Here is a 26,637-nt window from a genome sequence, read left to right on the forward strand (position 1 = left end):
TTTGGGTAGCACATCAAAATTTCTCAAGCGTCTTTTGTTTTGTTTATTTATTTTTTAATAGCTCTTCTTTACGTTTTCTTTCCTTTTCGTAATGTGCTTCTGCTAAAATATCGATTTCTTTTTTCAGTTCATCGACCATCGTTTCTTCAGGTACTTTTCTGACAGTTTTACCATGCATAAATAGTAAACCTTCACCACGAGCACCTGCAATTCCGATGTCTGCTTCACGCGCTTCTCCTGGACCGTTTACTGCACATCCAAGCACAGCAACTTTAATTGGTGCATTGATATTTTGAATGTATTCTTCAACTTCGTTTGCGATTGCAATTAAATCGATTTCGATACGTCCACATGTTGGGCAAGCAATGAGTGTGGCAGCGTTTGAGGCAAGTCCAAATGTTTTTAATAGTTCTTTTTGAACTTTTACTTCTTCAACTGGATCTGCAGATAGTGAAATTCTCATTGTGTTACCGATACCTTTATCGATTAATACACCGAGTCCTGCAGCACTTTTAACTGTCCCAGCAAATAGGGTACCACTTTCAGTAATACCGATGTGTAGTGGGTAGTCAAATGCTTTAGAAGCTTTTTCGTATGCTTCAATCGCAAGGTGTACGTCTGAAGCTTTCATAGATACGATAATATCGTGGAAATCTAGATCTTCTAAGATTTTAATATGATGTAATGCACTCTCTAACATACCATCCGCAGTTGGATATCCATATTTTTCAATAATATGACGTTCTAAACTTCCTGCGTTTACTCCGATACGAATTGGAATTCCTTTTTCTTTACATGCGTTAACGACCGCTTCAACACGCTCACGTTTACCGATGTTACCAGGGTTAATACGGATTTTATCCGCACCACCTTCAATTGCGAGTAATGCAAGTCTATAGTCGAAGTGAATATCGACGACTAATGGAATGTTAATTTGTTTTTTAATTTCTTTAATTGCGAGTGCGTCTTCTTCACGAGGACAAGCCACTCGAACGATTTGACAACCCGCTTCTTCTAAACGCTTAATTTCAGCAACTGTCGCTTCAACGTCGTGCGTTTTAGTCGTTGTCATACTTTGAATGATGATCTCATCAGAGCCACCAATCACTAAATCGCCAACTCGAACAGGACGAGTGTTTTTACGATGTGTAATTTCTGACATTTAATATATCTCCTTGAAACAATAATATTATTTTTTCGTAATTTTAATTATACAATAAATTGCCGTCGATGTAATGGTCAACGGTCTATATTGATGGTTTTCTCTTTTTCTTAAGTTCAGGTAACTTCTTATAATAATAAGTTAAAAAGATAATGACGAATACGTAAACCCACCAAAACTCTCTATGTGTCACAAACTCAATCACTGCAAATATTACCGAAGGGATAACAAAAGAATATGAAATGATCTTAAACCAGTTCATATAATCAGTACGCTTATTTTTAATTTCAGCAACTTTATTTAATATAAATGAGAGTAATAACAATATTGTAAATACAAATGCTGACATGACGATAATTTGGATGATTGAATAAACGACGAAAAAGAATGTGGCACTATTTTTATGCGTATCAATATAATTTTTAAGTTCTTGATCATTTTTAAATTTATCAAAACTTGAATATGATAAATAGTCTTCAGTCATATTTTGAATTTCTATTCCTTGCTTTTGAAAAGATATAAACGCATCTTTCGTATTTACTTCATCGTTTGTAAAAATAATTTTACCTTTTGATGAGTCGAGTGTTGCTTCACCACCGGAATATTCATAATTGACAATTTCAAATTTTGGAATGTCATCTTTTACTTCATCTAAAGTTGATGCAAATTGATTTGTGTTAACGAAAGATAACATATTTGGAATAGATAATAATATTCCTATAATTAAAATGTTTAATAGTAAGTACTTAAAGGGTACTGTTCTAAATAGAGGATACTTTTCAAACTTTACTAAACGTTTGAAATAAGTAAAATAATTCATACTCACACATCCATTTATGTTAATAGTCAGACGTTAGTCTGATTTAGTGTCTACATGACGTATATACCTTTTATTGTAGCACTTAATTTGATATATTTGGATTGTAAACATCATTAGGAGGAGATTTTAGTTATGGCATTTGAATTACCAGAGTTAGAATATGCATATGATGCATTAGAACCAACAATCGACAAGGAAACAATGGAGATTCACCATTCTAAACACCACAACACTTATGTTACAAACTTAAACAAAGCAGTTGAAGGTACTGATTTAGAAGGTAAGTCCCTTGAAGAGTTAGTAAAAGAAGTTGACTCATTACCTGAAGATGTGAAAACTGCTGTAAGAAACAACGGTGGCGGACACTATAACCACTCATTATTCTGGCAACTATTAACTCCAGAACAAAAAGATATTCCTGCTGAACTTAAAGAAGCAATCGAAGAAAAATTCGGTTCTGTAGATTCATTCAAAGAAAAATTTGAAGCTGCAGCTGCAGGTCGTTTTGGATCTGGTTGGGCATGGTTAGTTGTAGGAAATGATGGTTTAGAAATTACATCAACTCCTAACCAAGATAACCCACTAAGTGAAGGTAAAACACCTGTATTTGGTGTAGACGTTTGGGAACATGCGTACTACCTTAAATACCAAAACAGACGTCCAGAGTACTTAGGTGCTATTTGGAATGTTGTTAACTGGGAAAAAGTAAACGAATTATACCAAGAAGCTAAATAATTTATTTAAATAAAAGCTGTGAGTATTTGAATTACTTCCCTAAATTTGGACATTAACATCCAAGTTTAGGGGAGTTTTTTTATAATAAATAAAATAATCGTTTTTAATTGTATTTTATATTATAGTTCATTTAGTCAGTATAATAATCTATATAAATATATTATTGTTGTATAGGTTTAATGAACTTTATGTATTGAGTTTCTACTATATATTTAGTAAACGATTTATATTTTGAATTCAAAATTTAGTATGTACCAATTTATTTTCAGTAACGTCAATATTATTTTATTTAAAAATATGATTTTTAGGAGAATATTTTATGAATTACACTATAAATTCACCTTTAATACCATTATTTTTTAAACAAAGTATTTCATATAATATGGAAGAAAAAATTGGATATATAACAGCTACAAATATAACAAGACAATTACTTGGAGAAATGTCCTATAGAGTAAAAATATTTAATACTGAAGTAAGTATTATTGAACAAAAAAAAAGAGGAGAATAAGCGTAATTGGAATATATATATATTAACCGAAGAAAATAAAAGAAAGATAGGAAAGTTAATTTTAAATTCTAATACTACTCAAACTTTGAAATATGCAGAAACTCACTATGTATTTATGCATGAAAATTCCATATATAAAATTAAAAAACCATATATGCAATCAAAAAAACCATTCAGTATGATTGATGATAATAAAAAAGAAATCGCTATACATGAAGGAACAGACTATTTATCTACAAAAAGAAAAATAAAAATTTTGAATAGCGATGGGGATTCATTCGATGCTTCAATAATATTAGTTATGTCAGTAATAAAATATATATCTTAAATGCAAAATGTATATCACTTAAAAATTTAGGTGATATAAATATATCAGTATAAAATTGAGTGCTATGTTCTTATTAAGAGCATAGTACTTCTTTATTTATGGTTGTGCGTGATCTTATTTTCAATAAAGTCACGCACATTTATTTTATAAGTCCATGGAAGATACGATAGAAGGGGTTCTTTGATTCGTTCGTTTTCATTCATTCTAAATTTTAGTAATTTTATTAACGTTTATATAGTATGAACGAAATCGATTTTAATAATCTTTTAGGTAAATATTACTCCTAGATATTAGAAGAAAATTAAAGAATTAAAAGTATACGTTAAATCACTAGATGTAGAGTACGAATATGAAGAAACTAATCACAAGTAAATTTATCTGGATTATTTAAGTATAGAATTTAAATTTATTCATAATTGAAATGTCACATTAAATACTAATAAAATGCACAGTTTCTTTAAAATTTTGATTTAAACTAAATTATTAGAGAGGAATTTTTATTAGCTAAAATCGATAATAAAAACCAACTATGTATGAGGTGCAAGATGAAAGTAATAACGACTGGAGGTATAAGAGTATGAAAAAACAAGGAAGATTCTAAGATTAAATATTTATTGTCATTATTTTGATGGCTTGACTCAGATTATTATCTAGCTACAGCCAGACTTTAGAGGTTTTTAAGGGTTATAATTAAAATAAATCATTGTTAAAACTATATTAAGGAGGAATTTTGATGAAAAAATATTTAATGCCAACATTATTGGGTTTAATATTTATTTTAGCAGGTTGTGGCAATGACTCAGTATCAAATGAATCAAATATTAAAGAAATGGTGTCAGAATTAAGTGCCAGTAAAATTGTAGAATCAGCCTCTATTAATGATCAAACACTTATTGTCCAGGATGATGGAGAAGAAAATGTCTACGCTTTGCCAGACGATGAGTTTTTTGTATCCATTGCACCATACATCTCATATACACATCCCTTTGAATTTCATAGCTTAACAGGTTGTCAAGGAGAGTTGATGAATGAGGAAATGGATGTAAAAATTACAGATGAAGATGGAGAAGTTTACGTTAATGAAAAGCTGACTACACTTGAGAATGGTTTCTTGGATTTTTGGCTGCCAAGAGATAAAAATTACTCTTTAGAAATTAATTACGATGGAAAAACAGTTGAGTCCGATTTTTCAACTTTTGAGAATGACAGTACCTGTTTGACAGATTTACAGCTTAAATAATTTTTTAAATGCAGATTCCACAATGCTGTCTAGTGTTGTGAGATCTGCATTTTAATTCAATATTAAATATCAGAGCAATAGTTAATTTATCCTTACTTAGTTTTTAAATACATGTAGTGGATAGTTTCTGCACATATATTTTTTATAATAGACTTAGTAAATTAACAGCTTGAAAAATAACGATTACATTTGTAGTCATATTATAATGTAGGAGGAGAAAAATGAATAAAGAAGATAATTATAATCATGCTGAACATGAAGAAAGTCATCATAACCATGAGAAGAGCCACGAATCCCATAATCATAGCGGACACGATCATGCGCATATGGTGACAGAGTTTCGTAATAAATTCTTCATTATCCTGATATTCACAATTCCAATTGTACTTCTATCTCCGATGATTCAAAATTTCATAGGTGTGGATTGGAAATTTAATGGAGATAGTTATATTGTGGCAGCGTTGGCCACTTTCGTTTATTTCTACGGGGGATGGCCATTCATTAAGGGCGCTTACGATGAATTGAAAAACAAAGAACCAGGCATGATGACATTAATAGCAATGGCGATTTCTGTCGCTTACTTCTATAGTATGGTAGTTGTTTTTGGATTCAATGGGGAAGAAATTTTCTGGGAGTTGGCAACTCTTGTATTAATCATGCTTCTCGGACATTGGATTGAAATGCGATCTATTAACAATGCTTCCAAGGCCCTGGAATCCCTCGCATCATTAATGCCTAATACGGCAAACCGTATCACTGAAAATGGTGAAACAGAAGAAGTTCAGATTGATGATATTAAAGTGGGTGATTTACTATTGGTAAAACCCGGAGAAAAAATGCCGCTGGATGGTAAAATCGTTAAAGGAAAGTCACAAGTTGATGAATCAATGTTAACGGGTGAATCTGTTCCAGTTGGAAAATCCATTGATGACGAGGTCATTGGTGGTTCAATAAACAGAGAAGGTTCTCTCACTATTGAAGTAGAGAAACTGATGAATGAATCTTATCTAACACAAGTTATAGATATGGTTAGAGAATCACAACGTACTAAATCGAAAGCTCAGGATGTAACTAATAAAGCAGCTAAATGGTTATTCTATATCGCTTTAGCTTCCGGAATTATCACCTTTATCGTTTGGATAAGTATTGGAGCAACTATAGATACTGCTATCATGAGATTGGTAACAGTTTTGGTTATTGCTTGTCCTCATGCTTTAGGTTTAGCAACACCGCTGGTTATTTCAGTATCTACATCACTTGCTGCAAAGCATGGTCTGTTGATTCGCCAACGTCCACAGTTTGAAAAGGCTCGTAAAATTAACGCTGTGATATTTGATAAAACCGGCACTTTGACTGAAGGTGAATTTGGGGTTACAGATATACAGACCTTCAATAATATAAACGAAAATACTCTTTTACGTTATGCGGCAACAGTGGAAAATGACTCAGAGCATCCTATTGCGAAAGGTATACTCAATGAAGCCAAGTTAAAAGAACTTGAATTGCTTGAAATGACAAATTTTAATTCAATTACCGGTGTAGGAATTGAAGGAGTGATTGATGATAAACAAGTCAAAGTAGTGAGCCCGGGATATGTACGTAAACAAAAAATTGATTTTGATGACCATAACTTCAATAAATGGTCAGAACAAGGTAAAACGGTTGTTTTTCTTCTGGTAGATGAAGAATTGACAGGTGCAATTGCGCTTGCTGATAAGATTAAAGAAAGTTCTAAGCAGACAATAGAACAGCTGCATAAGAGAAATATTAAAGCTATAATGTTGACTGGAGATAACCAAAAAGTCGCAAGTTATGTCGCAGAACAAATTGGGATTGATGAAGTCTATGCTGAAGTAATGCCCAATGAAAAAGCAGGTAAAGTGACAGAAATTCAAGAACGTGGTTTGGTTGTGGCAATGACAGGTGACGGAATCAATGACGCACCGGCATTGACTAAAGCAGATGTTGGTATCGCAGTGGGTGCGGGCACAGATATCGCGATGGATAGTGCAGATATCGTTCTCGTAGACAGTAATCCGAAAGATATTCTTGCAATATTCAGCCTGTCTAAAAGAACATATAATAAATTGGTACAGAATCTGATCTGGGCAACCGGATATAACGTGATTGCCCTCCCATTGGCAGCAGGAGTGCTGGCGCCTTGGGGGATAATACTCAGTCCGGCTGTAGGTGCGATTTTGATGAGTCTCAGTACAATCATCGTAGCAATCAATGCGCAGTTACTGCATAAATTTGAAGTAGAATAAAATAAATGCCGACAAATCCTTACTTAAGGATAGTCGGTATTTTAATTCTTTACTGTATGAAATATGAAAGACATCTTAAAAATACTTGAAAAAATTAGAGAACAAAATATGACCAAAGCAATTGATTAAAATATCATAGACTCCGAATGGGAAGTGATGCGGGTAGTTAACGGTAAAAAATTTTATTAATTTAGAGTATCATTTTTTATCTTATTGATTTTATATAATAATTATAAAAAAGAAGATAAGATAAAAACTCCGCAAATCTTAACTCAAGATTTGCCGGAGCTTTTCTTTGTAATCAAAAATCTCATGTTTTTGTACTATATTACTATTCACTAATTAATTTATTCTATAGGTGTCAACTCACTTTCCGTGACCCATTTATGATTGTGAACTTCTTCTTCAGTATCTGTTGTAACGAAATCCACCATATAGACAGTGGTCTTTTCAGCAGAATCAATCGTAGCCGTTGCACCTTCCATGCCTTCCATGTGTGATGCATTCATTACTGCTTCATCGCCTGGTTCTAATGGGGCTTCTCCCGGTTCTTCCAATTCTTCATGAATGACCCATTTATGATTTTCTACCAGTTCTTCGCCGTTCGTCGGTGTGTATGAGACAGTATAGACAGTGGTGTCAAAAGCACCGGAAATTGTTGCTTCAGCACCATCCATACCTTGCATGTGTTCTGCTTCAATAATCGCTTGACTTCCAACTGCATAAGTTGGATTTTCTGCTTCTTTCAAGTCTTCAGGTACTTCACCGGAACTGGACATCTCATCAGCTGAATGTTCCATATGACCTCCGGAATCTGATTCCATGTCCATTTCCTCCTCAGAGCTGGACTCTGTTTCAGTGCTTTGGCTTTCTTCATCTTCATTAGGCTGAGTTTCCCCATTACCACAGGCAGCCATTAAAAATACAGCGAATATGGAAAGAAGCCCTAATAATATTTTGTTTTTTACCATGTATATACCCTCCATTTTATTAGTTCTACTGAGAACTCTACCCATAACTTTTGCAGTTTATTTGCAGATTCAATGAAAAATAAATGTATTTAATCAAGAATAATATTACCGACTCGACATATTGGACTTCAATTTAAAGACTTATTAACTGTGGATGATATCTCAGCACTTTCTTCAAATCTGCATGAAAAATCGATATTTGAATAATAAAATGTATAAAGAGAATAGCGAATATAATTATGATACCAAGAAAATTAATACTATAATATTATCATCTATATTTTAGTAGAATGCGGTAAAATCACTCATGTAACTTAGAATTAACCTTTAAATTTAAAAAGTCTTGACGGTCAGGTGTTATACTTAGTCATACATTTTTCAGACTAAAACTTCGTTTCAGTTGCTACCTTTGCTGGATTATTTTTATATAATATGACTAATGAACAAAATAATAAGATGATCTATTACGATGTATACTGTTGTAGAAAACTGAGGAGGCTTTTATGTTCAATAAATTAGCTTTAAAAATCGGACTTTTGTTTTTCCTGGTAATTCTTATTATTGAAATCATACTATTCTATATCCTATATACAAATCTAGTCGCTGATCGTGTGGAGGAAGTAATGGGGGATTTATTGGCCCGGGGGAATACACACAGGGACGTATTGGAAGAAAACTATACAACCACTACATTGGAACATGTTGCGATTATGGAGTCAGAATCAGATTTTATTGTGGTAATAACAGATGAGAATGGAGAGATAATCATCAACTCTGATCCGGTTGAACCAGAAATGATGACTGTCATTGAACATACTGATTATGGTGAAATACCACAAGAAGGAGTTATCCTGAAATCAAATTGGTCAGAAGAAAAATATGTCTCTACGGATAGCCCTTTAACATTTAATGAAACTCATAGTGGGCATGTTTTTATGTTTGCTGAAAGTGATAGCATCAAACGGATTATTAATCATCTCAGTCATAAATTTTTGCTTGTGGGTTTATTGACTTTACTTCTGACTGTTATAACCGTGTTTATTCTTTCCAGAGTTATTACCCAACCAGTATTGAGGATGAAAAAAGCGACAGAACAATTAAGTAGAGGCAATCATAACGTGGAATTGTATACACATCGAAAAGATGAGCTTGGAGATTTGGCGACTTCAATTACTTTGCTGTCTCAAGATCTGGAACGTTTAAAAAACGAGAGAAATGAATTTTTAGGGAGTATATCGCATGAGCTACGAACACCTTTAACCTATATGAAAGGATATGCGGATATTATTAGCAGAAAAGATATATCCACGACAGACAGGAATAAATACATTAAAATTATTCAGGAAGAAACAGAGCATTTATTAGACCTGATAAAAAATCTATTTGAATTAGCTAAAATCGATCATAATGAATTTGCTATCACAAAAGAGAGGGTAGTATTTAGCGCTTTGATTGAGACGGTTTTAGCACGAATCTATCCAGCGCTCAATGAAAAAAAGATAAAACTTTTCTTTCATTGTCCGGATAACTTGATTGTTATGGCTGATCCTGAAAGAATTCAACAAGTTATATTGAATATATTAGATAATGCAATAAAGTATACTCCTGAGAAAGGTCATATCACAATAGAGGTTAATCAAAATAAAAATGAAATTTTAACAACTATTTCAGATACAGGCGAAGGAATCCCAGAAAAAGATATACCTTTTATATTCAATCGATTGTATCGTTCTGAAAAGTCTAGATCTCGGGTAAGCGGAGGATCTGGTCTCGGGCTTACAATCGCTAAAGAAATTGTGGAGTTGCATGGTGGCGATATTAAAGTAAAAAGTATACTCGGCAAAGGAACTGTTTTCGTCATATCTTTAAAGAAGGAGAATGTAAATGAATAAAGTGTTGTTAATTGATGATGAAGAGAGAATGCTCGAGCTGTTGACATTATACTTGAAACCTTATCCTTATTTTTGTCGAAAAGCAGTCGGTGCAAAAGCAGGGCTTAAGTTTTTTAAAGAAGAGAAGTTTGATCTTATTCTACTGGATATCATGATGCCTGAAATGAATGGATGGGAAGTATGCAGAGAAATACGGCAATACTCAGATGTTCCTATTATCATGGTGACTGCACGTGAGCAGAAAGAAGATATTGTAAAAGGACTCAAGTTGGGTGCAGATGACTATATAACAAAACCTTTTGATGAAGCAGAATTGGTTGCAAGAATGGATGCATTACTAAGAAGAACAAGAACTGTCAACCGGATTGAAGTAGAAGGGCTGTTATGGGACGAAGATCAATATGAACTATCCTATAAAAAACAACTTGTAAAATTAACACCAAAAGAATTTGCAATCATTGGATTATTCATGAAAAATCCAGGAAGGGTTTTTTCTAGAAATCAATTGATTGATTTAGTGTGGAATATGGATTCTGATACGGAAGGACGTACTGTGGATTCCCATGTTAGAAATATGAGGAAGAAAATTCGGGACGTTGGCTTTCCTATCGATGATTATTTTCACACGGTGTGGGGCGTTGGTTATAAATGGACTAAAAATTAAAAAACACTTTCAATATTAGAATGATAGACTGATGCCCTCATTCGATTAATAAGAAACGCCATATCTAAATTATTATTTAACATGGCGTTTTTTCTATATAAGATTTTTAAGCGATTTCCTTACAAGCTTCTGCACATTCGTGATTCAATCTGATGCATTCTGTCATCATATTTACATCTTCTTCTTTCAAACAGGCATCGTAGCAATAGTTACAGGCTTCTATACATTCATGTAACGTCTAAATCAATTGTTGGTGTTGTTCATGTGCCATTGTAAATCTTTTCTATAGAATAAAATCACTTACTTGGAAATTATTATACCGAGATATTAGAAAAAAAGAATTATAAATTATACTTTAAGTCACTAAATGTCGAGTAGGAATATGTCGAAAACAAATTTATAGAATATAAGTTAGATTATTAAATAATATATAATACTTACCATGATTACTCATATAAAATATAATTCATGAACATACTATCTTAAAACTAGTCTAATTATAAAAGTACTTTTTGTATAGGACATCTATTTCAATCACAGTATTTTATTATGTTGGTATTAAATATATGTTAAAATAGTGGTTGAATTTTATCGAAGAAAGTTAGGTTGAAGCTTGTGAGACGAGTTAAGAAAAAGAGTTCTGAAGCGATAAAGTACCAGCTATTTAAATCTAGAGCGAATACATTAATTTTTATAGTTTTTATTTCTTTTTTAATATTAATCGTTCGTTTAGGTTACTTACAAGTTGTACAAGGTGATTCTTATCATGAACGCGTTGAAAATGCGCAATATGTAAAAATCAACCAAAACGTACCGCGTGGAGAGATTTATGATCGAAATGGAAATGTGCTCGTTCAAAATAAGTCTGAACGTGCAATATTTTTTACAAGACATCGTAATATGTCTAATGGTGAAATCATGGAGATTGCTGAAAAGTTATCAGAGTATCTTAAAATGGATGATGAAAAAATTTCATTAAGAGATAAGCAAGATTACGCGTTAAATAAGTATTTCGATGACTTATTAAAAGAAATGCCAAATGAAGCTAAGTTATTAGAAGATGGTAATATCTCTAAAAATGATTTTAACGAAGAAGCGTATAATCAAATTTCTGATGACTATTTAGATGATTTACTTACAAAAGACGATATAAACATCATTTCAATTTATACAAAAATGATTGTCGCGAGTGAATTAAATCCAGTCACTATTAAAGGTAGTGATGTTACAGAAAAAGAGTTTGCGAGTATTAACGAAGATTTAGATGATTTAGAAGGTATAACTACAGGCATGGACTGGAAAAGAGAATACCCGTATGGTTCAACGTTACGTACTATTTTTGGTGATATCAGTTCACCAGAAGAAGGTTTACCAAAAGAATTGTCAGAGTACTACAAATCACTTGGATACTCTCAAAATGATCGCGTCGGTAAGTCGTACTTAGAATTTCAGTATGAGGATATTTTACGTGGTGAAAAAGAAGAAGTGAAATACTCAACTGACCGTGCTGGTCGAATTATTAACCAGGAAGTAGTTAAAGAAGGTAAACCTGGTAACGATTTATACTTAACAATTGATATCGAACTTCAACAAGAATTAGAAGAGTTAGCAGAATATCACTTAAAAGAAATGCATAATTTAGCAATTCAGGCTAAAGAACGTGCAGATACTTATGGTGATATTGAGTGGGATATTCGACCAGAATTTTTAGATACTGTAAACTTAGTTGTCCAAGACCCTTATAACGGAGACGTTTTAGCTATGGTCGGAAAGCATATTAATGAAGACGGTGAAATTGAAGACTTTGACTACGGAACCTTTGCCGTAACCTATGTACCAGGATCATCAGTGAAAGTTGCTACAGTAACTACTGGTTATCAAAATGATGTCCTTAGTCCAGGAGAATTCATTGTAGATGAACCACTTCAATTTGCAGATGGAACGAATAAATCATCTTTCTTTAACCGTAAAAATCATTACAATATTGATGATCAAGAAGCGTTAATGGTTTCGTCAAACGTCTATATGATTAAAACAGCACTTCGTTTATTGGGGCTAGAATATCAGAATAATATGCCGCTACCAAGTGACATTTCTCAAGATGCTTATAAATTAAGAAATGGACTAAATCAGTTTGGTCTTGGAGTATCTACAGGTATTGATTTACCAAATGAAGATACAGGAATATCACCACCATTAACGAATAATGCAGGTAACTATATTGACCTTGCAATTGGTCAGTATGATACGTATTCAGCTATGCAACTCTCTCAATATATTTCAACTGTTGCCAATGGAGGAAGTCGAATTGAAACACACTTAGCTAAAGAAATTCGAGAACATAATCCAAATGCACCAGGTAAAGTATTAAGAACATTTAATGCGAATGTTTTAAATACAGTTATGATGTCAGAAGCAGAAAAAAATCAAATATATGCTGGCCTATATGACGTATTTAATACACATGACGAGTCAACTAATAGATACGGAACAGGATGGGATGCATATCATAAGTTAGAGCCAAAAGCTGCTGGAAAAACTGGAACTGCCGAAGCGTTTCGTGAGGGTGTACCAGTATTAAACCAAACATATATTGGTTATGCGCCTTATGATAATCCAGATATGGCCTTTTCGATTATTTGGCCAACGACACCGATGACAATTCCATTCTTCCCTGCTCAATATATGGGTAGAGATGTTATTCAAAAATATTATGAACTTGAATACGGTGCACCAAAGAAAGGTTATCATAAGTATGACTTAAATGAATTTTACCCAAGAATTAAAGCGGGTACTTACGATAGTTAGAAACTACTGAATTTCAGTAGTTTCTTTTTTTACATCTTTTTTACATTGCTTTTATTTTTTCTTTAAAAAGCCTTTGTATTATAAAGATGTAAATCAAACAAATGTTTTTGGAGGAAGCCAAATGAAGAAGAAAAGTTTAAGTTTAGCTATGATGTTAGTTTTAGGAGGATCACTTGCTGCTTGTAATAATAGTGATGAAGAAGATACAAGTGCAACAAATGAAGATTCAACAGAAGTAAAAGATGATCAAGCATCAACTTCACAAGAAACAGTGATTGGTGACGGTTCTAGTACAGTGTTCCCAATCTTAGAAATCATAAATGAGGACTACAATGCGGAATACGGTAGTGCAGCTGAAATTGGAGTATCAGGAACAGGCGCAGGTTTTGATCGTTTTATTTCTGGGGAAACTGATTTCCAAAACGCATCTCGTCCTATCAAAGATGAGGAAAAAGAAAAGTTAGATGAAGCAGGTATTGAGTATACTGAATTAGAAGTTGCGATTGACGGTTTAACAGTTGCTGTTAATAAAGATAATGACTTTGTAGAAGATTTAACTTTTGAAGAATTATATAAAATCTACTCTGGTGAAGCAACGAACTGGTCAGATGTACGTAGTGATTTCCCAGATGAGAAAATCGCAGTATACGGTCCAGACCAATCACACGGTACACATGATTTCTTCAAAGAAGAAGTGATGGATGATGAAGATATTACTGGTGAACTTATTCAAGATACAAACCAAGTAGTTAACGCAGTAACTTCAGATAAAAATGCGATTGGATTCTTTGGTTATAACTTCTACTTAAATAACAAAGATTCGTTAAAAGCATTAGCGATTCAAGGTGAAGATAGCAGTGAAGCGGTAGAACCAACTGAAGAAAATGTTAAAAACTACAACTATCCATTATCTAGAGCATTATATGTATATGTTGCTGACGAAAAAGTGAAAGAAAATGATGATTTAAAACAATTTATTGAATTTACATTAGACAATGCTACAGCTGCAGCAGAAGATTCAGGATATGTAGCATTAGACGGTGATAAACTACAAGAACAAAAAGACAAATTCAATGAAATTAGTGAGAACTAATTGAAGTAGGGATTAAATGAAAGAGTTAAACATACAACAACAAATAGAACGTAAAAAGCGTTCAAAAACTTTTGAGAAAGCAGTACCTATCGTACTGTTTTCTATTACTATTGTTTCAGTATTAACGACCATTGGTATTTTATATACACTAATATCAGAGACGATCCATTTCTTTAGTCGAGTCTCTCTAATCGAATTTTTTACGAGTGATACGTGGAACGCGTTTAGTAGCGATCCAACATTTGGAATTTTTCCACTCATACTTGGGACATTTAAAATTGTATTAATTGCAACAATTTTTGCAGTACCAACTGGTGTCTTTGCAGCAATTTATTTAAGTGAATATGCACCAAGTTCTGTTAGAAAAGTATTAAAACCAACACTTGAAGTACTTGCAGGTATACCAACAGTTGTATATGGTGCATTCGCGATCACGTTTGTAACACCGACTTTACAAGCAATCCTACCATCACTTGGTCATTTTAACGCGATTAGTCCAGGTTTAGTCGTTGGATTAATGATTTTACCGATGATTACGAGCTTAACAGATGACGCGATGGCTAATGTACCAAATGCAATTCGAGAAGGATCATATGGCCTTGGTGCAACACAACTAGAAACAGTATTTAAAGTTGTATTACCAGCAGCATTGTCTGGAATAGTTGCATCTATTGTACTAGCTACGTCACGTGCTATCGGTGAAACAATGATTGTATCAATTGCGGCTGGTTCTACACCAAATAGTAGTTTTAATTTATTTGAATCATTACAAACTATGACAGGATTTATAGTTCAAGTGACATCAGGTGATGCAGCGTTTGGATCAGATGTCTACTACAGTTTATATGCAGTTGGTATAACACTATTTGTACTCACATTAATAATGAACATGTTATCAGTTTGGATTACGAAGCGATTTAAGGAGGAATACTAATGGCGACTAGTGAAGTAATGATTGAAAAAAGAAATTCTAAGCGTGCGTTACTTGATAGTGTCATGAGAATAGTATTCTTATTATCGACACTTGTCGGTATAGTCGCACTCGTAATTTTAATTGGATCAGTATTGAAAGATGGACTTGGTGCTTTAAGTATAGAATTCTTTACAAATTTTAGTTCGAGTCGTCCTGAGCGTGCAGGAATTAAAGGTGCATTAATTGGAACAATTTGGTTAATGGCACTAACAACTCCGATTGCAATATTTTTATCGGTAGGAACAGCTTTATATTTAGAAGAATATGCGCCTAAAAATAAAATTACACGCTTTATTGAAGTTAATATTGCGAATTTAGCAGGGGTACCATCAGTTGTATTTGGATTACTCGGGTTAACAATTTTTGTAAGACAGTTTGGCCTTGGTAACTCAGTACTTGCTGCAAGTTTAACGTTATCATTAATGATTATGCCGGTCATAATAGTTTCAAGTAAAGAAGCTCTTAGAAGTGTTCCCCATTCTATTCGTGAAGGCTCAATTGGACTCGGTGCATCTAAATGGCAGACGATTTATAGAATTGTATTACCCGCAGCTATTCCAGGAATTATAACAGGAATTATACTCGCTATTTCACGTGCCATTGGGGAGACAGCTCCATTAGTTGTGATTGGTATTCCAGTTGCATTACTTACAACACCAGATAGTATATTTGATTCATTCCAGGCACTTCCAATGCAAATCTACAACTGGGTAAAAATGCCACAAGAAGGATTTGTAGCATTGACGGCAGCAGGAATTATCGTATTACTTGCAATACTATTAATGATGAATTTAGTTGCGGTATTAATTAGAAATAAATATTCAAAGAGATTTTAGGTGAAAATAATGACAGTAATATTAAAAGAGCAAAATGAATCAATAGAAAGTGAAACGATTCAGCCTTTAAATGATAAAGAGGCACATCAAACAGTATTCTCTACGAAAAATTTAAATCTATGGTACGGAGACAATCATGCACTTAAAGATGTAAATCTTGATTTCCATGAAAAGGAAATTAGCGCAATTATCGGACCATCCGGTTGTGGTAAATCAACATTTATAAAAGCATTGAACCGAATGGTAGAGCTCGTTCCAAATGTACGTATCGAGGGAGAAGTTTTATATAGAGACACTGATATTCTAAATAAAAAACAATCTCTAGAACTACTACGTACTAAAGTAGGAATGGTATTTCAAAAGCCAAATCCATTTCCGAAATCAATTTATGAAAATGTAGCGTATGGTCCAAAAATTCATGGAATTAAAGATAAAAAAACGCTCGATCAAATTGTTGAAAAAAGCTTGAAACAAGCAGCAATTTGGGATGAAGTTAAAGATCGTTTAAAAGATAATGCATATGGTTTATCTGGAGGTCAGCAACAACGTATATGTATTGCTCGTACTCTTGCAATTGAACCAGACATTATTTTAATGGACGAACCAACAAGTGCGTTAGACCCAATTTCTACTATTAAAATCGAGGATTTAATGCAAGAGTTAAAAGAAAAGTATTCAATTATTATAGTTACACACAACATGCAACAAGCAGCACGTGTGTCTGATAAAACTGCATTTTTCTATAACGGATCAGTAATAGAGTACGATGATACGAAAGTAATTTTTGAAAATCCGCGTGACAAACGTACAGAAGATTACGTGACAGGTAGGTTTGGATAATGAAACAAAGAAAACAATTTTTAAATCATTTAGATGATCTTACTTCTACAATTTTTAAAATGTCACATGAGGTTGAAGTGAGAATTCATCAGCTCATTGAGCAAATAGAAAAACGAGATGAAAAAGCGTTAAAAGATTTAGCGATAGAAGATATTCATGTTAACGATTTAGAAATATTAATTAATGAAAAAATTGTATCGATTATTACGTTAGAAGCGCCTGTTGCATCTGATTTAAGAATGCTTATTTCTTATATTAAAATCGCTGAGGATTTAGAACGAATTTCTGACAATGTTGTTAATGTCGCGAATATTTTAGCAAAACACGATATCGAACATCAGGAAATTAAAAATAAGTTAGTTGCTATGTTAAAATTATGTGAACTAATGCTAATTGACGTTACATCTGCTATGAAAACTAAGGATTTACCACTTGTTAGAGAAATTATGACACGTGACGAAGATATCGATGCTATTTACCTTGAGATTACGTCAAGCTCAATCTATGAAATTGACGATAGAGTGCTTATGAGTCAAGTATCTCTCATTACAAAATTTATTGAGAGAATTGGAGATCATATTGAAAATATCGGTGAACATCTCTTCTTTTACCTCACGGGTCAGCAGTATCAATAACCACTTATTTAAGTGGTTTTTTATTTTGTAAAAATTATGATAAAATTTTATTATGCAATTGAATGATAGGGATGATGATTTTGAATAAAAAACAGTTAAGAAAGAAAATGATTGAAACACTACAGTCATTTAGTAAAGAAGAAAAATTAGAAAAAGAACAAAAAATACATCAAAAGCTTTTAAATTTCATAGAAGAAAATGATATTAACTCTGTAGGACTTGTATTATCTATGCCACACGAGATGGATACTTGGCCAATTATTGAACATTTAAAAGAAAACGGAGTTAAATTATATGCACCAAAAAGTGACTACGTCACTAAAGGAATGAATTTTTACGAAGTTGTAGATCGTGAAGATTTATTAACTGATGATAAAGATATTTTAATTCCAGATGATACAAATGAATTAAATAACTCACCAGAATTATTAATTGTGCCTGGTGTTATTTTTAATGAAAAAGGATACCGCACAGGATACGGTGGCGGCTTTTATGATAGATTTTTAAAAGGCTTTAATGGATTAAAAATATCTGCATTATTCGATGAACAATTTGGTGAAGTAATCGTTGAATCACATGATATTCCGGTCGATTTATTAATTACACCAACAAAAACAATTAATGCAAAAGAGAATAGATTGAATGATTAATAAATGGCAAGCAGCCTATGAAATTATTCGTTATACAAAATATGTGTTTTCTACATATGACAGTATGACTGATACGATTTGGCTTAAAAATAGTAAAAGTAAATCAATAATGATTTTAACCGACAAAGAGGTTTCAGATAGTGAGATTGAAACGACAACAGAAAATCTATTTTATAACAAAAGTAATTTAGATCGCGCAGTTAATTTTAAAATTAGCAAAATATATGTGAATTATATTGGTAGTCATGAATTTAAGCGTCAATTTTCATCGAGTGAATTAAAAGTATCACATATTGGTGTTGAAAATATTGGAAAAATTATTTTTAATCCTTTCTATAAAATAGATACTAAATATAAAAAACCAAAGTCTAAAGATTGGTATAAAAAAAGGGTGTTATCAAGCAACCCGTTAGAAACATATTTAATTAAATTTACACCAATGACTTCGATATTATTAATGATTAATACGTTAATCTTTTTAATGAATTTATTTTATATTCATATTAAGGACTCCGTTCATTTAACAAATGATTTAGGGTTAACACACTTTGGTGTCAATCAAGACGGGGAATTTTATCGACTGATTTCAAGTGCGTTTTTACATGCAAATGTCGACCATTTTTTATTTAACGTTGCTGCAATCTACGTATTAGGTAAATTCGTAGAATCGATTTATGGATCGATTAAAATGTTGTTATCTTATTTAATTACAGCTGTAGTTGCCAACATTATTTCTCTCGTGTTCATTACTGATTCACTCTCACTTGGTGCGAGTGGTGCGGCGTATGGTTTAATGGGTATTTTACTTGTACACTTACTTGTCCATAAAAAAGTACAAAAGAAACTCATTTTTCAGGTCGTTGCTATATTTGTAGTTATTGGAGTTCTTTCTAATTTCTTTAGTAACGTTAACCATTACGCACACCTCGGTGGAGCAATTTATGGTGTAATCTTAGGAATTATTTATAACTTTAAAAAAGTGAATAAAAAAGTGCTTCTTGCTACGTGTATTTTAGCGATTGTACTTCCAGTATTATCTTGGGTAATACAAAGCCAACATTCATCACTTCAACCTTATGATGAACAAGCGCTTAGATTTTATTATGAAAAAGATTATGACCAAGCATTAATGAAAGTAAATGAAACATTTAAATATAATAATGAAACGAGTACAAGTTATTATGTACTTGGTAAGTTATATGAAGTTGCTGGAGATAAAGATAGAGCTGAGGCGAATTTAAGTTATGCGTTTGAACTTGATCCAGAAAACGAACTTGCACTTAAAGAACGCTTATATCGATTAAGAAAAAACCAAGATTATGAAGGTATGAAAGAATTAGTAAATGATATTAACGTAAATAAAGTTAAAGATGAAGAACTTGCTGTTATACTTGAGGATTTAGAGTATAGATAGTAATAAAAAAACCGCGAATTTTCGCGGTTTTTTTATAGGTCTGGATAACCAAATGTAAATATTGTTGCTAGTGAAAAGAACCCAAATGTAGCAATTGCGCCAACACTAAAAATAATACCTAGGATGTTTTTAGATCTAACCGCATTGATTAGAGCATAAACACTTAAAATCGCAATTAGCAACATTAATAACGACATTGTATTTACACCAATGTGAATTGATGTCCCGCCGATTTTAAACAGTTCGCCTGTGTCAATGAAAGGCATGTTCAATCCCCCAATACTTTTAACATTACGTTAACTCTATTGTATAATTGATACAACTAAATGTCTAGATAATTTTGAGGTGACAATATGGAAATCATTACATTACCATTAGGTGCATTAAATACTAATTGTTATATCGTCTATGATGATTATAAACATGCGTTAATTTTTGACCCTGCAGCAAATAGTCAAGATATTATTGAAACTGTAAAGGAACATGGATTAACAGTCGAAGGAATTCTACTTACACACGCGCATTATGACCATATCGGTGCATTAGAAGAAGTATGTAAATACTTTAAGTTACCAGTTTATATGAATGAAGAAGAAAGTGGCTGGCTATATGATCCAAGTAAAAATGGCTCAATTCGTTTTATAGAAGAAGTGACTGCTGACGTGGAAAGAAATTATATCGATGAAGGCGAGTTAGTCGTCGGTAATTTTAAGTTAAACGTTCTTCATACACCGGGGCACTCACCAGGGAGCTTGAGTTATATATTTGATAATGACGGTTTTATAGTATCTGGAGATGTATTATTTAATAAAGGAGTCGGTCGTACGGATTTATACCGTGGTAATACTGAGGCAGTGATGCATTCGATTAAAGAAAAGTTATTTAGTTTAAATTTAGAGTATGAAGTGTATCCGGGCCACGGATTACCGACAACACTTCTTGAAGAGAAATATGAAAATCCAAATATAATATGGTAAAGAAAAAGAGAGTTCAGACGATCGTCTGAACTCTCTTTTATTTTTTACTGGTTACCAAATGCTGGTTCCATAAGGAAAGTTGAATAATAAGTAAATCCAACGAAGAATAGCATTAGGTAAGCTGCGAATACATACATATACATTCTTTCAGTCAGTTTCATATATCCAAGTAATATAAAGAAACCAGTTTGACCGATGAAGAAAAACGCCATTTCAGTCATATCGCCGACATAGAATAAAATTGCAAAGATCGCTGTCCAAAAACCGAGCGTTTTAAATACTTTATCCATCGTAATCCTCCCACCAAACCATAATCTATTAATTTAATTATAATCAACTCTCCTACATAAGTAAATACTAAATACTGAATTGTAAAACTCATAAAAAGCTTTTTAAAATAAAAAAATCAAAATCAATAATTTTTAGCATATATAGTTAGGAGGGAGAATATGGAAGAATTATTATTAAGATTACTAGAAGAAAGTATATGTAACGAATATACAGATATACATATTACTTTAGAGAAAAATCATGGGCTGATTAGAGTTAGGCAATTTGGAAAGATGAGAATGCACAGTTCTCTTTCAGAGAAAAATTATCGGCAGTTTATTAATTATTTAAAGTTTATTTCAGATTTAGACACAAATGAACATCGCATCTCTCAAAGTGGTCGTATAGAAATGCTTGTTGGTGAAGAAACTGTGAATTTAAGAATATCGACTCTTCCAACATCACTCATGAATGAGATTATAGTTATTCGCTTATTGAATAGCGTAAAGAATATCCCTTCTAAAAATCTATTTAGAGGGGAGAGTGACTATGAAAATTTAAAGTATCTATGTAATAAAAATGACGGTCTTATATTGTTTACTGGTCCAACAGGATCAGGAAAGTCAACAGTTATGTTTAGGCTACTAAATGACATTAGTAATAAAGGTGATCGACAGATAATAACTATTGAAGATCCTATTGAGTTTGACTTAGAAAATATAGTGCAAGTTGAAATTAACGAGAAAGCAAGAATAGATTACGAGCCGATTTTAAGAGGAGTTATGCGATGTGATCCAGATGTCATTATGTTTGGTGAAATTAGGGATAAAAAAATTGCAGAAGAATTAGTAAAAGCAAGTTTATCGGGTCATTTAGTTTATTCAACGTTTCATAGTAATAGTGCGCATAGTACATTATTAAGACTAAAAGAATATGGTATTTATAAAGAGGAATTGATTGAATCCATACGAGTGATTATTAATCAGAGAATTATTCACGACGGCTCAAGTTCTTTTATCATATACGAGTATTTAACAAAAGACGATATTAGAAAAATTTTGAACAATGAGGACGTGAAATATAAAACGATTCTTCATACGTTAGAAGAATTATATAAAGAAAATTTAATAGAGGTAGAGACGTATGAAATTTATAAACATTCCTACGAATAAATTAAAAAATTATGATGCTGATTTTCTAAAGAAACTCGCACATTTACTCGATAATGGTTTCACTCAAAAAGATGCATTAACATTTTTAGTCGAACAATACGAAGTATTAAATAAAAAAGATAAAGAAGCGTTAACTAATTTGATTGAAACTGGTAGTGATTTACAGACAGTATTAATGTATCTAGGATACCATTCGTCGATTATTGCTCAGATTAGATTCTCACATGTACATGGTGACGTGATTAAAATATTAGAAGAATGTCACGCATATATAAGTAAAAAAAGAAGCACAATTAAAAACTTAGTAAAAGCATTACAGTATCCGTTAATTTTAATTACTCTATTTATTGTTATATTAATTGCACTAAATTACACAGTCATCCCTCAGTTTAATATTTTGTATGAATCTGTAGGAACGAACAAAAGTAGAATGATGAATTTACTCACAGGATTATTAAACTTTTTGCCTAAGTTTGTTCTCATTATTTTCATCGTTTCAATATTATTTACAATATATTTATCTATGTTATTAACATCGAAAAATATCAAATTTAAGAAATCAAGTATGTTACGCATTCCCATAATCAATACGTACTATAAATACTTTGTAACATATAAATTTTCTAGAGAGCTTGGATTCATGTTTTCCAATGGAATTGATTCTAAAGAAATTATTAATATATTAAAGAATCAAGAATTAGACTTAGAATTACAATTTCTAGGTAGTGAAATCGAACGGTTACTTTTAGCTGGAGAATCAATGAGTGACGCAGTGAAAGAAATTCAATTACTTGATCATAGAATTATTCCATTTATAAAGCATGGTGAATATAACTCTAATGTAGGTAAAGAGCTAATTTTATATAGTGAATACGTATTAGAAGGAATTATATTTAAATTAGAAAAACTAACAAGGCGTATACAACCAATTATATTTATAATACTTGGATTTTTAGTAATCTGTTTATATTTAGTGATTGTTTTACCTGTATTCCAAATGATGTCGGATTTAAATTAGGAGGAAAATTATGAAACTGAATATTAAAAAGTTTATACAAAAAAGTAAAAAATCAGAAGGTTTTACTTTAATTGAAATGTTACTCGTACTACTCGTTATATCTGTACTCATTATATTAATTATCCCAAACATAGCCGCACAATCCAAAAATGTACAAAATACTGGCTGTGAAGCTCAGGTGAAAATGGTACAAAGCCAAATTGAAGCCTACACATTAAACGAAGGGCAACCACCAACAAATATTAGCCAACTCGTACCAAATTACCTCACAGATAAACAAGTGTCTTGTTCTAATGGTACAGGAATTAAGATCGTAAATGGGCAAGCTACAAAAGAATGACGGTTTTACGATGATTGAAATGATACTTACATTATTTATTGTAAGTATCATTTTATTATCTACTGTCACATATATCCCTAAATTTAATAAAGGCAATAAAGATGACGAGATTAAAAATATTGAATATCTATTTCAAAATGCTCAAATACGAGCGAAGCGATTTGCGAGCGCTCAATATGTTGAAATTAATCATAGACAAAATAAGATTGTGCTGATGGATTATAAAAACAATTATGAAAAAGTATATAACTTATCATATTGTTCTATATATGAAGGTGGACTCAATGAGGTCATATATTATTCGAGTGGAAATACATCTAGATTTGGGACCATTACATTAAATTGTAATGGAGAAATTGTAAAAATCATATTTCAAATACAAAAGGGGAGATATCGTATTGAAAGATGATGGATTCTTATTAATAGATAGTTTGATTGCTTTAAAAGTGATGTTAATCATACTAACATTTTTAATTCCGACAATTTTATATTTAAACAAGTTAGATTATAGTACTGATGATCATTTATCATTTGTACGAAATTTATATATTGAAACGAAATCAAATAACTCTATAGAAGAAATCTTAAGTAGTAAAAATTATACGATTACTGGAGATAAAATTTGTGAAGTTAAAACAAATATGTGCATTAAAACAAAATGATGGTTTTACATACGTTGAATTATTACTTAGTTTATTTATATTAGTCATGATTCTTTTTATCACTGGACCGACATTAAAAATATTTAGTCATATTGAACTTAAAGAAAAGAGTTTTGATATTGATGTTTTCATAGAAGATATATTTGAAACAGAGTTTGAAAAAGAGGATTTTATAGTCGAGACGAATCGATTATCGTTTAAAACGAAAAATGGATTAATTACTTATAGGTTGTCAAATGATAGAATTGTAAAATCGATCGATGATAAAGGGTTTATACCTCTAATGTACAATGTCAGTGAGTTTACGATTAAAGAGAAAAGTACATATATCTCACTAAGTATAAAAGAAGGTGATAATTATTACACGATTAATATCAAAAAATGAAGGATTTATAAGTATAACTGGACTTATTATCCTTAGTTTTATATCTAATGTATTTTATTGGTATTATATGCGCCTCTATATGATAATTGAAATTAAGATGAATTTAATTTCATATTATGAAAGAAAAATAATTACATTTATAGGTGATTTATGATACTTATTGGATTTATGGGAGTTGGAAAAACAACTATAGCTTTAAAATTAGCTGAAGTTGGAAATAAAAATTTTGTTGATTTAGATGATTTAATAGAAAAAAACAAAAACAAATCAATACCTAATATATTTAAAGATGAAGGTGAAGCGTCATTTAGAAGATATGAATATGAAGCATTAAAAGAAGCGGTTAGAAACGATATTGTTGCAACAGGTGGAGGAATAGTTGAATATCCACCTTCTTTAGATTTTTTAAAACAGACCAGTAAAACAGTTATTTTTTTAAATGCTGATTTTGACACTCTTTATAAACGTATTAAAAATGACACTAACAGACCAAATGCTATAAAGCCGTACGAAGATCTTAAAAAATTATATGAGAAAAGGAATAAATATTATACTTCAGTTGCAGATATAATTGTTAATAATGATGACAAATTAAACGAAGTTGTTCACAAAATTTTACACTTAAAAATATAGGTAATTACCGTTATTGTTGCAATTTGTGAATTTTGCATATATAATGAATTCGGATACAGAAATACTAAACAAATTTGATATTTTCGGTTGAACAGTGTCGGAGAGAACGTATTAACGTCGCCGAAGGAGCAAGCCTTAAAGGTGAATCTCTCAGGCAAAAGGACGGCATTGTGACGAATCCTGAAGATATTTCAACAGGGCACTTATTTATTTAAGTGTCCTGTTTTTTTATAAAGGGAGGATAACATGAGTGAACTAAAGAAAACACCACTTAATAATTATTATCAAGAAGTTGGTGCCAAACTTGTTGATTTTGGTGGCTGGGAAATGCCAGTTCAATTTACAAGCATTATTGAGGAGCACAAAGCAGTACGTGAAGACGTCGGTATTTTTGATGTTTCTCATATGGGTGAAGTAAGAGTTACTGGAAATGAAGCTGTTGATTTTCTTAACTATGCATTGACAAATGATGTATCTAAATTAAAAGTCAACCGTGCACAGTACACAACAATTGCCAACGAAAAAGGTGGAGTTATTGACGACTTATTAATTTATAAGTTAGATGAAAATGAATTCTTCTTAGTTCCTAACGCTGGTAATAAGGACACTGACTATGAATGGCTAACAGGAATTGAAGGTTTCGATGTTGAAATTACAGATGAATCTGATGATTATGCAGTAATTGCTATTCAAGGTCCTAACTCACGTGAAATGGTACAAAAACACACGGATGAAGATATTTCTGAAATGAAAATGTTCAATGCTAAACAAGATATCGATCTTGCAGGGCACACTGTGTTACTTTCTCAAAGTGGATACACTGGTGAAGATGGTTTTGAAATTTACATGAAACCAGATTCATTAGAACCATTATGGAAAGTATTTAAAGAAGATGGAGCAGCTGAATGTGGACTTGGTGCAAGAGACACATTAAGACTTGAAGCAGGTTTACCACTTCATGGTCAAGACTTATCTCCAGAAATTACACCGATTGAAGCTAGAATTGGCTTTGCTGTTAATGCTAAGAAAGAAAAGTTCATTGGTGGAGAAGTCTTAAAAGATCAAAAAGAAAATGGAGCACCACGCCGTTTATCAGCATTTGAAATGACTGGTAAAGGTATTCCTAGAACAGACTACGAAGTTTACGATAATGACGGAAATAAAGTCGGTTACGTAACAAGTGGAACAAAATCACCATCAACTGGTAAAGCAATTGGTTTTGCATTAGTTGATACAGATTTCTATGAAGAAGGTAAGGAATTTATCGTAAAAGTTCGTAAACGTGAAATTCCAGCTAAATTTGTTAAAAACTTTAAATAAAAATTATTAATACTTTAAGGA

The 26,637-nt window shown here is 32.0% G+C and carries 29 protein-coding genes, 1 pseudogene and 1 riboswitch; of the genes and pseudogenes, 24 read left to right on the forward strand and 6 right to left on the reverse strand.

The genetic code is table 11. The annotated features are described in order from the left end of the window. Positions 1–43: 43 nt before the first annotated feature. Positions 44–1,162, reverse strand: coding sequence for a flavodoxin-dependent (E)-4-hydroxy-3-methylbut-2-enyl-diphosphate synthase (gene ispG / locus KPF49_RS03790; protein WP_221265271.1), 1,119 nt, complete (start codon positions 1,160–1,162; stop codon positions 44–46). Positions 1,163–1,247: 85 nt separating this feature from the next. Next, the gene (locus KPF49_RS03795; RefSeq protein ID WP_183674959.1) at positions 1,248–1,982 is read right to left on the reverse strand and encodes a DUF1189 family protein; all 735 of its coding nucleotides are present in this window, start codon (positions 1,980–1,982) and stop codon (positions 1,248–1,250) included. Positions 1,983–2,114: 132 nt separating this feature from the next. On the opposite strand from KPF49_RS03795, the gene KPF49_RS03800 reads away from it, so the two are divergent. From KPF49_RS03800 to KPF49_RS03820, 5 genes are all read left to right on the forward strand, one after another. Next, positions 2,115–2,717 carry a superoxide dismutase gene (locus KPF49_RS03800; protein WP_183674954.1) on the forward strand — a complete coding sequence of 201 codons (603 nt, stop codon included), beginning with the start codon at positions 2,115–2,117 and terminating at the stop codon, positions 2,715–2,717. A 319-nt stretch (positions 2,718–3,036) separates the two neighbouring features. Next, positions 3,037–3,228: a hypothetical protein gene (locus KPF49_RS03805; RefSeq protein ID WP_183674951.1), complete on the forward strand. Its 192-nt coding sequence runs from the start codon at positions 3,037–3,039 to the stop codon at positions 3,226–3,228. Beyond that, positions 3,203–3,556, forward strand: a complete 354-nt coding sequence (locus tag KPF49_RS03810; protein ID WP_183674948.1) for a hypothetical protein — start codon at positions 3,203–3,205, stop codon at positions 3,554–3,556. Before KPF49_RS03805 ends, KPF49_RS03810 begins: the two co-directional genes overlap by 26 nt. Positions 3,557–4,289: 733 nt before the next feature. Beyond that, complete coding sequence (locus KPF49_RS03815; protein ID WP_183674945.1) at positions 4,290–4,796, forward strand: CueP family metal-binding protein; 507 nt, start codon at positions 4,290–4,292, stop codon at positions 4,794–4,796. A gap of 221 nt (positions 4,797–5,017) precedes the next feature. Then, entirely contained in the window at positions 5,018–7,063 is a 2,046-nt protein-coding gene (locus KPF49_RS03820; protein WP_183674942.1) for a copper-translocating P-type ATPase, read from the forward strand. A gap of 347 nt (positions 7,064–7,410) precedes the next feature. On the opposite strand, the gene KPF49_RS03825 is transcribed toward KPF49_RS03820, so the two are convergent. Then, positions 7,411–8,034, reverse strand: a complete 624-nt coding sequence (locus KPF49_RS03825; protein ID WP_183674939.1) for a YdhK family protein — start codon at positions 8,032–8,034, stop codon at positions 7,411–7,413. Positions 8,035–8,537: 503 nt separating this feature from the next. Between KPF49_RS03825 and KPF49_RS03830 the strand changes: the two genes are divergently transcribed. Both KPF49_RS03830 and KPF49_RS03835 read left to right on the forward strand, forming a co-directional pair. After that, positions 8,538–9,926, forward strand: coding sequence for a HAMP domain-containing sensor histidine kinase (locus KPF49_RS03830; RefSeq protein WP_183674936.1), 1,389 nt, complete (start codon positions 8,538–8,540; stop codon positions 9,924–9,926). Further along, positions 9,919–10,590 (forward strand): response regulator transcription factor, encoded by a 672-nt coding sequence (locus KPF49_RS03835; RefSeq protein ID WP_183674934.1) that lies wholly within the window; start codon positions 9,919–9,921, stop codon positions 10,588–10,590. Before KPF49_RS03830 ends, KPF49_RS03835 begins: the two co-directional genes overlap by 8 nt. Before the next feature lie 121 nt (positions 10,591–10,711). On the opposite strand, the pseudogene KPF49_RS08060 reads toward KPF49_RS03835, so the two are convergent. Next, positions 10,712–10,813, reverse strand: a pseudogene (locus KPF49_RS08060) (four-helix bundle copper-binding protein); the annotation flags it as partial. 392 nt (positions 10,814–11,205) lie between these two features. Between KPF49_RS08060 and KPF49_RS03840 the strand changes: the two are divergent. The 8 genes from KPF49_RS03840 (at position 11,206) to KPF49_RS03875 (ending at position 19,839) form a co-directional block, all read left to right on the forward strand. After that, complete coding sequence (locus tag KPF49_RS03840) at positions 11,206–13,398, forward strand: peptidoglycan D,D-transpeptidase FtsI family protein (RefSeq protein WP_183674931.1); 2,193 nt, start codon at positions 11,206–11,208, stop codon at positions 13,396–13,398. Positions 13,399–13,519: 121 nt separating this feature from the next. Then, entirely contained in the window at positions 13,520–14,491 is a 972-nt protein-coding gene (locus KPF49_RS03845) for a phosphate ABC transporter substrate-binding protein PstS family protein (protein ID WP_183674928.1), read from the forward strand. Between the two features lie 16 nt (positions 14,492–14,507). Next, positions 14,508–15,425 carry a phosphate ABC transporter permease subunit PstC gene (gene pstC, locus KPF49_RS03850; protein WP_183674925.1) on the forward strand — a complete coding sequence of 306 codons (918 nt, stop codon included), beginning with the start codon at positions 14,508–14,510 and terminating at the stop codon, positions 15,423–15,425. Continuing rightward, a complete protein-coding gene (pstA, locus tag KPF49_RS03855) occupies positions 15,425–16,300 on the forward strand; it encodes a phosphate ABC transporter permease PstA (protein WP_183674923.1) in 876 nt (291 codons plus the stop codon). Before pstC ends, pstA begins: the two co-directional genes overlap by 1 nt. A 9-nt stretch (positions 16,301–16,309) precedes the next feature. Further along, positions 16,310–17,140, forward strand: a complete 831-nt coding sequence (gene pstB, locus KPF49_RS03860; protein WP_183674920.1) for a phosphate ABC transporter ATP-binding protein PstB — start codon at positions 16,310–16,312, stop codon at positions 17,138–17,140. Then, positions 17,140–17,775 carry a phosphate signaling complex protein PhoU gene (phoU, locus tag KPF49_RS03865; protein WP_183674917.1) on the forward strand — a complete coding sequence of 212 codons (636 nt, stop codon included), beginning with the start codon at positions 17,140–17,142 and terminating at the stop codon, positions 17,773–17,775. The genes pstB and phoU overlap by 1 nt, the downstream gene beginning before the upstream one ends. Positions 17,776–17,849: 74 nt before the next feature. Further along, positions 17,850–18,425: a 5-formyltetrahydrofolate cyclo-ligase gene (locus KPF49_RS03870; protein ID WP_246562801.1), complete on the forward strand. Its 576-nt coding sequence runs from the start codon at positions 17,850–17,852 to the stop codon at positions 18,423–18,425. After that, positions 18,418–19,839 (forward strand): rhomboid family protein, encoded by a 1,422-nt coding sequence (locus KPF49_RS03875; protein ID WP_183674911.1) that lies wholly within the window; start codon positions 18,418–18,420, stop codon positions 19,837–19,839. Before KPF49_RS03870 ends, KPF49_RS03875 begins: the two co-directional genes overlap by 8 nt. Positions 19,840–19,871: 32 nt before the next feature. Here the strand turns inward: KPF49_RS03875 and KPF49_RS03880 are convergent, their stop codons facing one another. Next, positions 19,872–20,105 (reverse strand): DUF2759 domain-containing protein, encoded by a 234-nt coding sequence (locus KPF49_RS03880; protein ID WP_183674908.1) that lies wholly within the window; start codon positions 20,103–20,105, stop codon positions 19,872–19,874. A gap of 87 nt (positions 20,106–20,192) precedes the next feature. Here KPF49_RS03880 and KPF49_RS03885 point away from each other — a divergent pair, with 87 nt between their 5' ends. After that, positions 20,193–20,816: an MBL fold metallo-hydrolase gene (locus tag KPF49_RS03885; protein ID WP_183674905.1), complete on the forward strand. Its 624-nt coding sequence runs from the start codon at positions 20,193–20,195 to the stop codon at positions 20,814–20,816. Between the two features lie 44 nt (positions 20,817–20,860). On the opposite strand, the gene KPF49_RS03890 is transcribed toward KPF49_RS03885, so the two are convergent. Next, positions 20,861–21,106 carry a DUF2626 family protein gene (locus tag KPF49_RS03890; protein WP_040928347.1) on the reverse strand — a complete coding sequence of 82 codons (246 nt, stop codon included), beginning with the start codon at positions 21,104–21,106 and terminating at the stop codon, positions 20,861–20,863. Between the two features lie 159 nt (positions 21,107–21,265). Here KPF49_RS03890 and KPF49_RS03895 point away from each other — a divergent pair, with 159 nt between their 5' ends. From KPF49_RS03895 to gcvT, 8 genes are all read left to right on the forward strand, one after another. After that, positions 21,266–22,258 (forward strand): ATPase, T2SS/T4P/T4SS family, encoded by a 993-nt coding sequence (locus KPF49_RS03895; RefSeq protein WP_183674901.1) that lies wholly within the window; start codon positions 21,266–21,268, stop codon positions 22,256–22,258. Next, complete coding sequence (gene comGB, locus KPF49_RS03900; protein ID WP_183674898.1) at positions 22,230–23,276, forward strand: competence type IV pilus assembly protein ComGB; 1,047 nt, start codon at positions 22,230–22,232, stop codon at positions 23,274–23,276. The genes KPF49_RS03895 and comGB overlap by 29 nt, the downstream gene beginning before the upstream one ends. A 10-nt stretch (positions 23,277–23,286) precedes the next feature. Then, entirely contained in the window at positions 23,287–23,616 is a 330-nt protein-coding gene (comGC, locus tag KPF49_RS03905; RefSeq protein ID WP_183674895.1) for a competence type IV pilus major pilin ComGC, read from the forward strand. Next, positions 23,594–24,025 carry a type II secretion system protein gene (locus KPF49_RS03910; protein WP_183674892.1) on the forward strand — a complete coding sequence of 144 codons (432 nt, stop codon included), beginning with the start codon at positions 23,594–23,596 and terminating at the stop codon, positions 24,023–24,025. Before comGC ends, KPF49_RS03910 begins: the two co-directional genes overlap by 23 nt. Continuing rightward, positions 24,015–24,278 (forward strand): hypothetical protein, encoded by a 264-nt coding sequence (locus KPF49_RS03915; protein ID WP_183674889.1) that lies wholly within the window; start codon positions 24,015–24,017, stop codon positions 24,276–24,278. Before KPF49_RS03910 ends, KPF49_RS03915 begins: the two co-directional genes overlap by 11 nt. Continuing rightward, positions 24,241–24,663 carry a ComGF family competence protein gene (locus KPF49_RS03920; RefSeq protein WP_183674886.1) on the forward strand — a complete coding sequence of 141 codons (423 nt, stop codon included), beginning with the start codon at positions 24,241–24,243 and terminating at the stop codon, positions 24,661–24,663. The genes KPF49_RS03915 and KPF49_RS03920 overlap by 38 nt, the downstream gene beginning before the upstream one ends. 150 nt (positions 24,664–24,813) lie before the next feature. Beyond that, positions 24,814–25,296: a shikimate kinase gene (locus KPF49_RS03925; protein WP_219490165.1), complete on the forward strand. Its 483-nt coding sequence runs from the start codon at positions 24,814–24,816 to the stop codon at positions 25,294–25,296. Positions 25,297–25,383: 87 nt separating this feature from the next. Then, a riboswitch (glycine riboswitch) is annotated at positions 25,384–25,472 on the forward strand. A gap of 70 nt (positions 25,473–25,542) precedes the next feature. Continuing rightward, positions 25,543–26,616: a glycine cleavage system aminomethyltransferase GcvT gene (gene gcvT / locus KPF49_RS03930; protein WP_183674880.1), complete on the forward strand. Its 1,074-nt coding sequence runs from the start codon at positions 25,543–25,545 to the stop codon at positions 26,614–26,616. Positions 26,617–26,637: the final 21 nt, after the last annotated feature.

The organism is Nosocomiicoccus ampullae (genome assembly GCF_019357495.1).
GTDB classification, from domain to species: domain Bacteria; phylum Bacillota; class Bacilli; order Staphylococcales; family Salinicoccaceae; genus Nosocomiicoccus; species Nosocomiicoccus ampullae.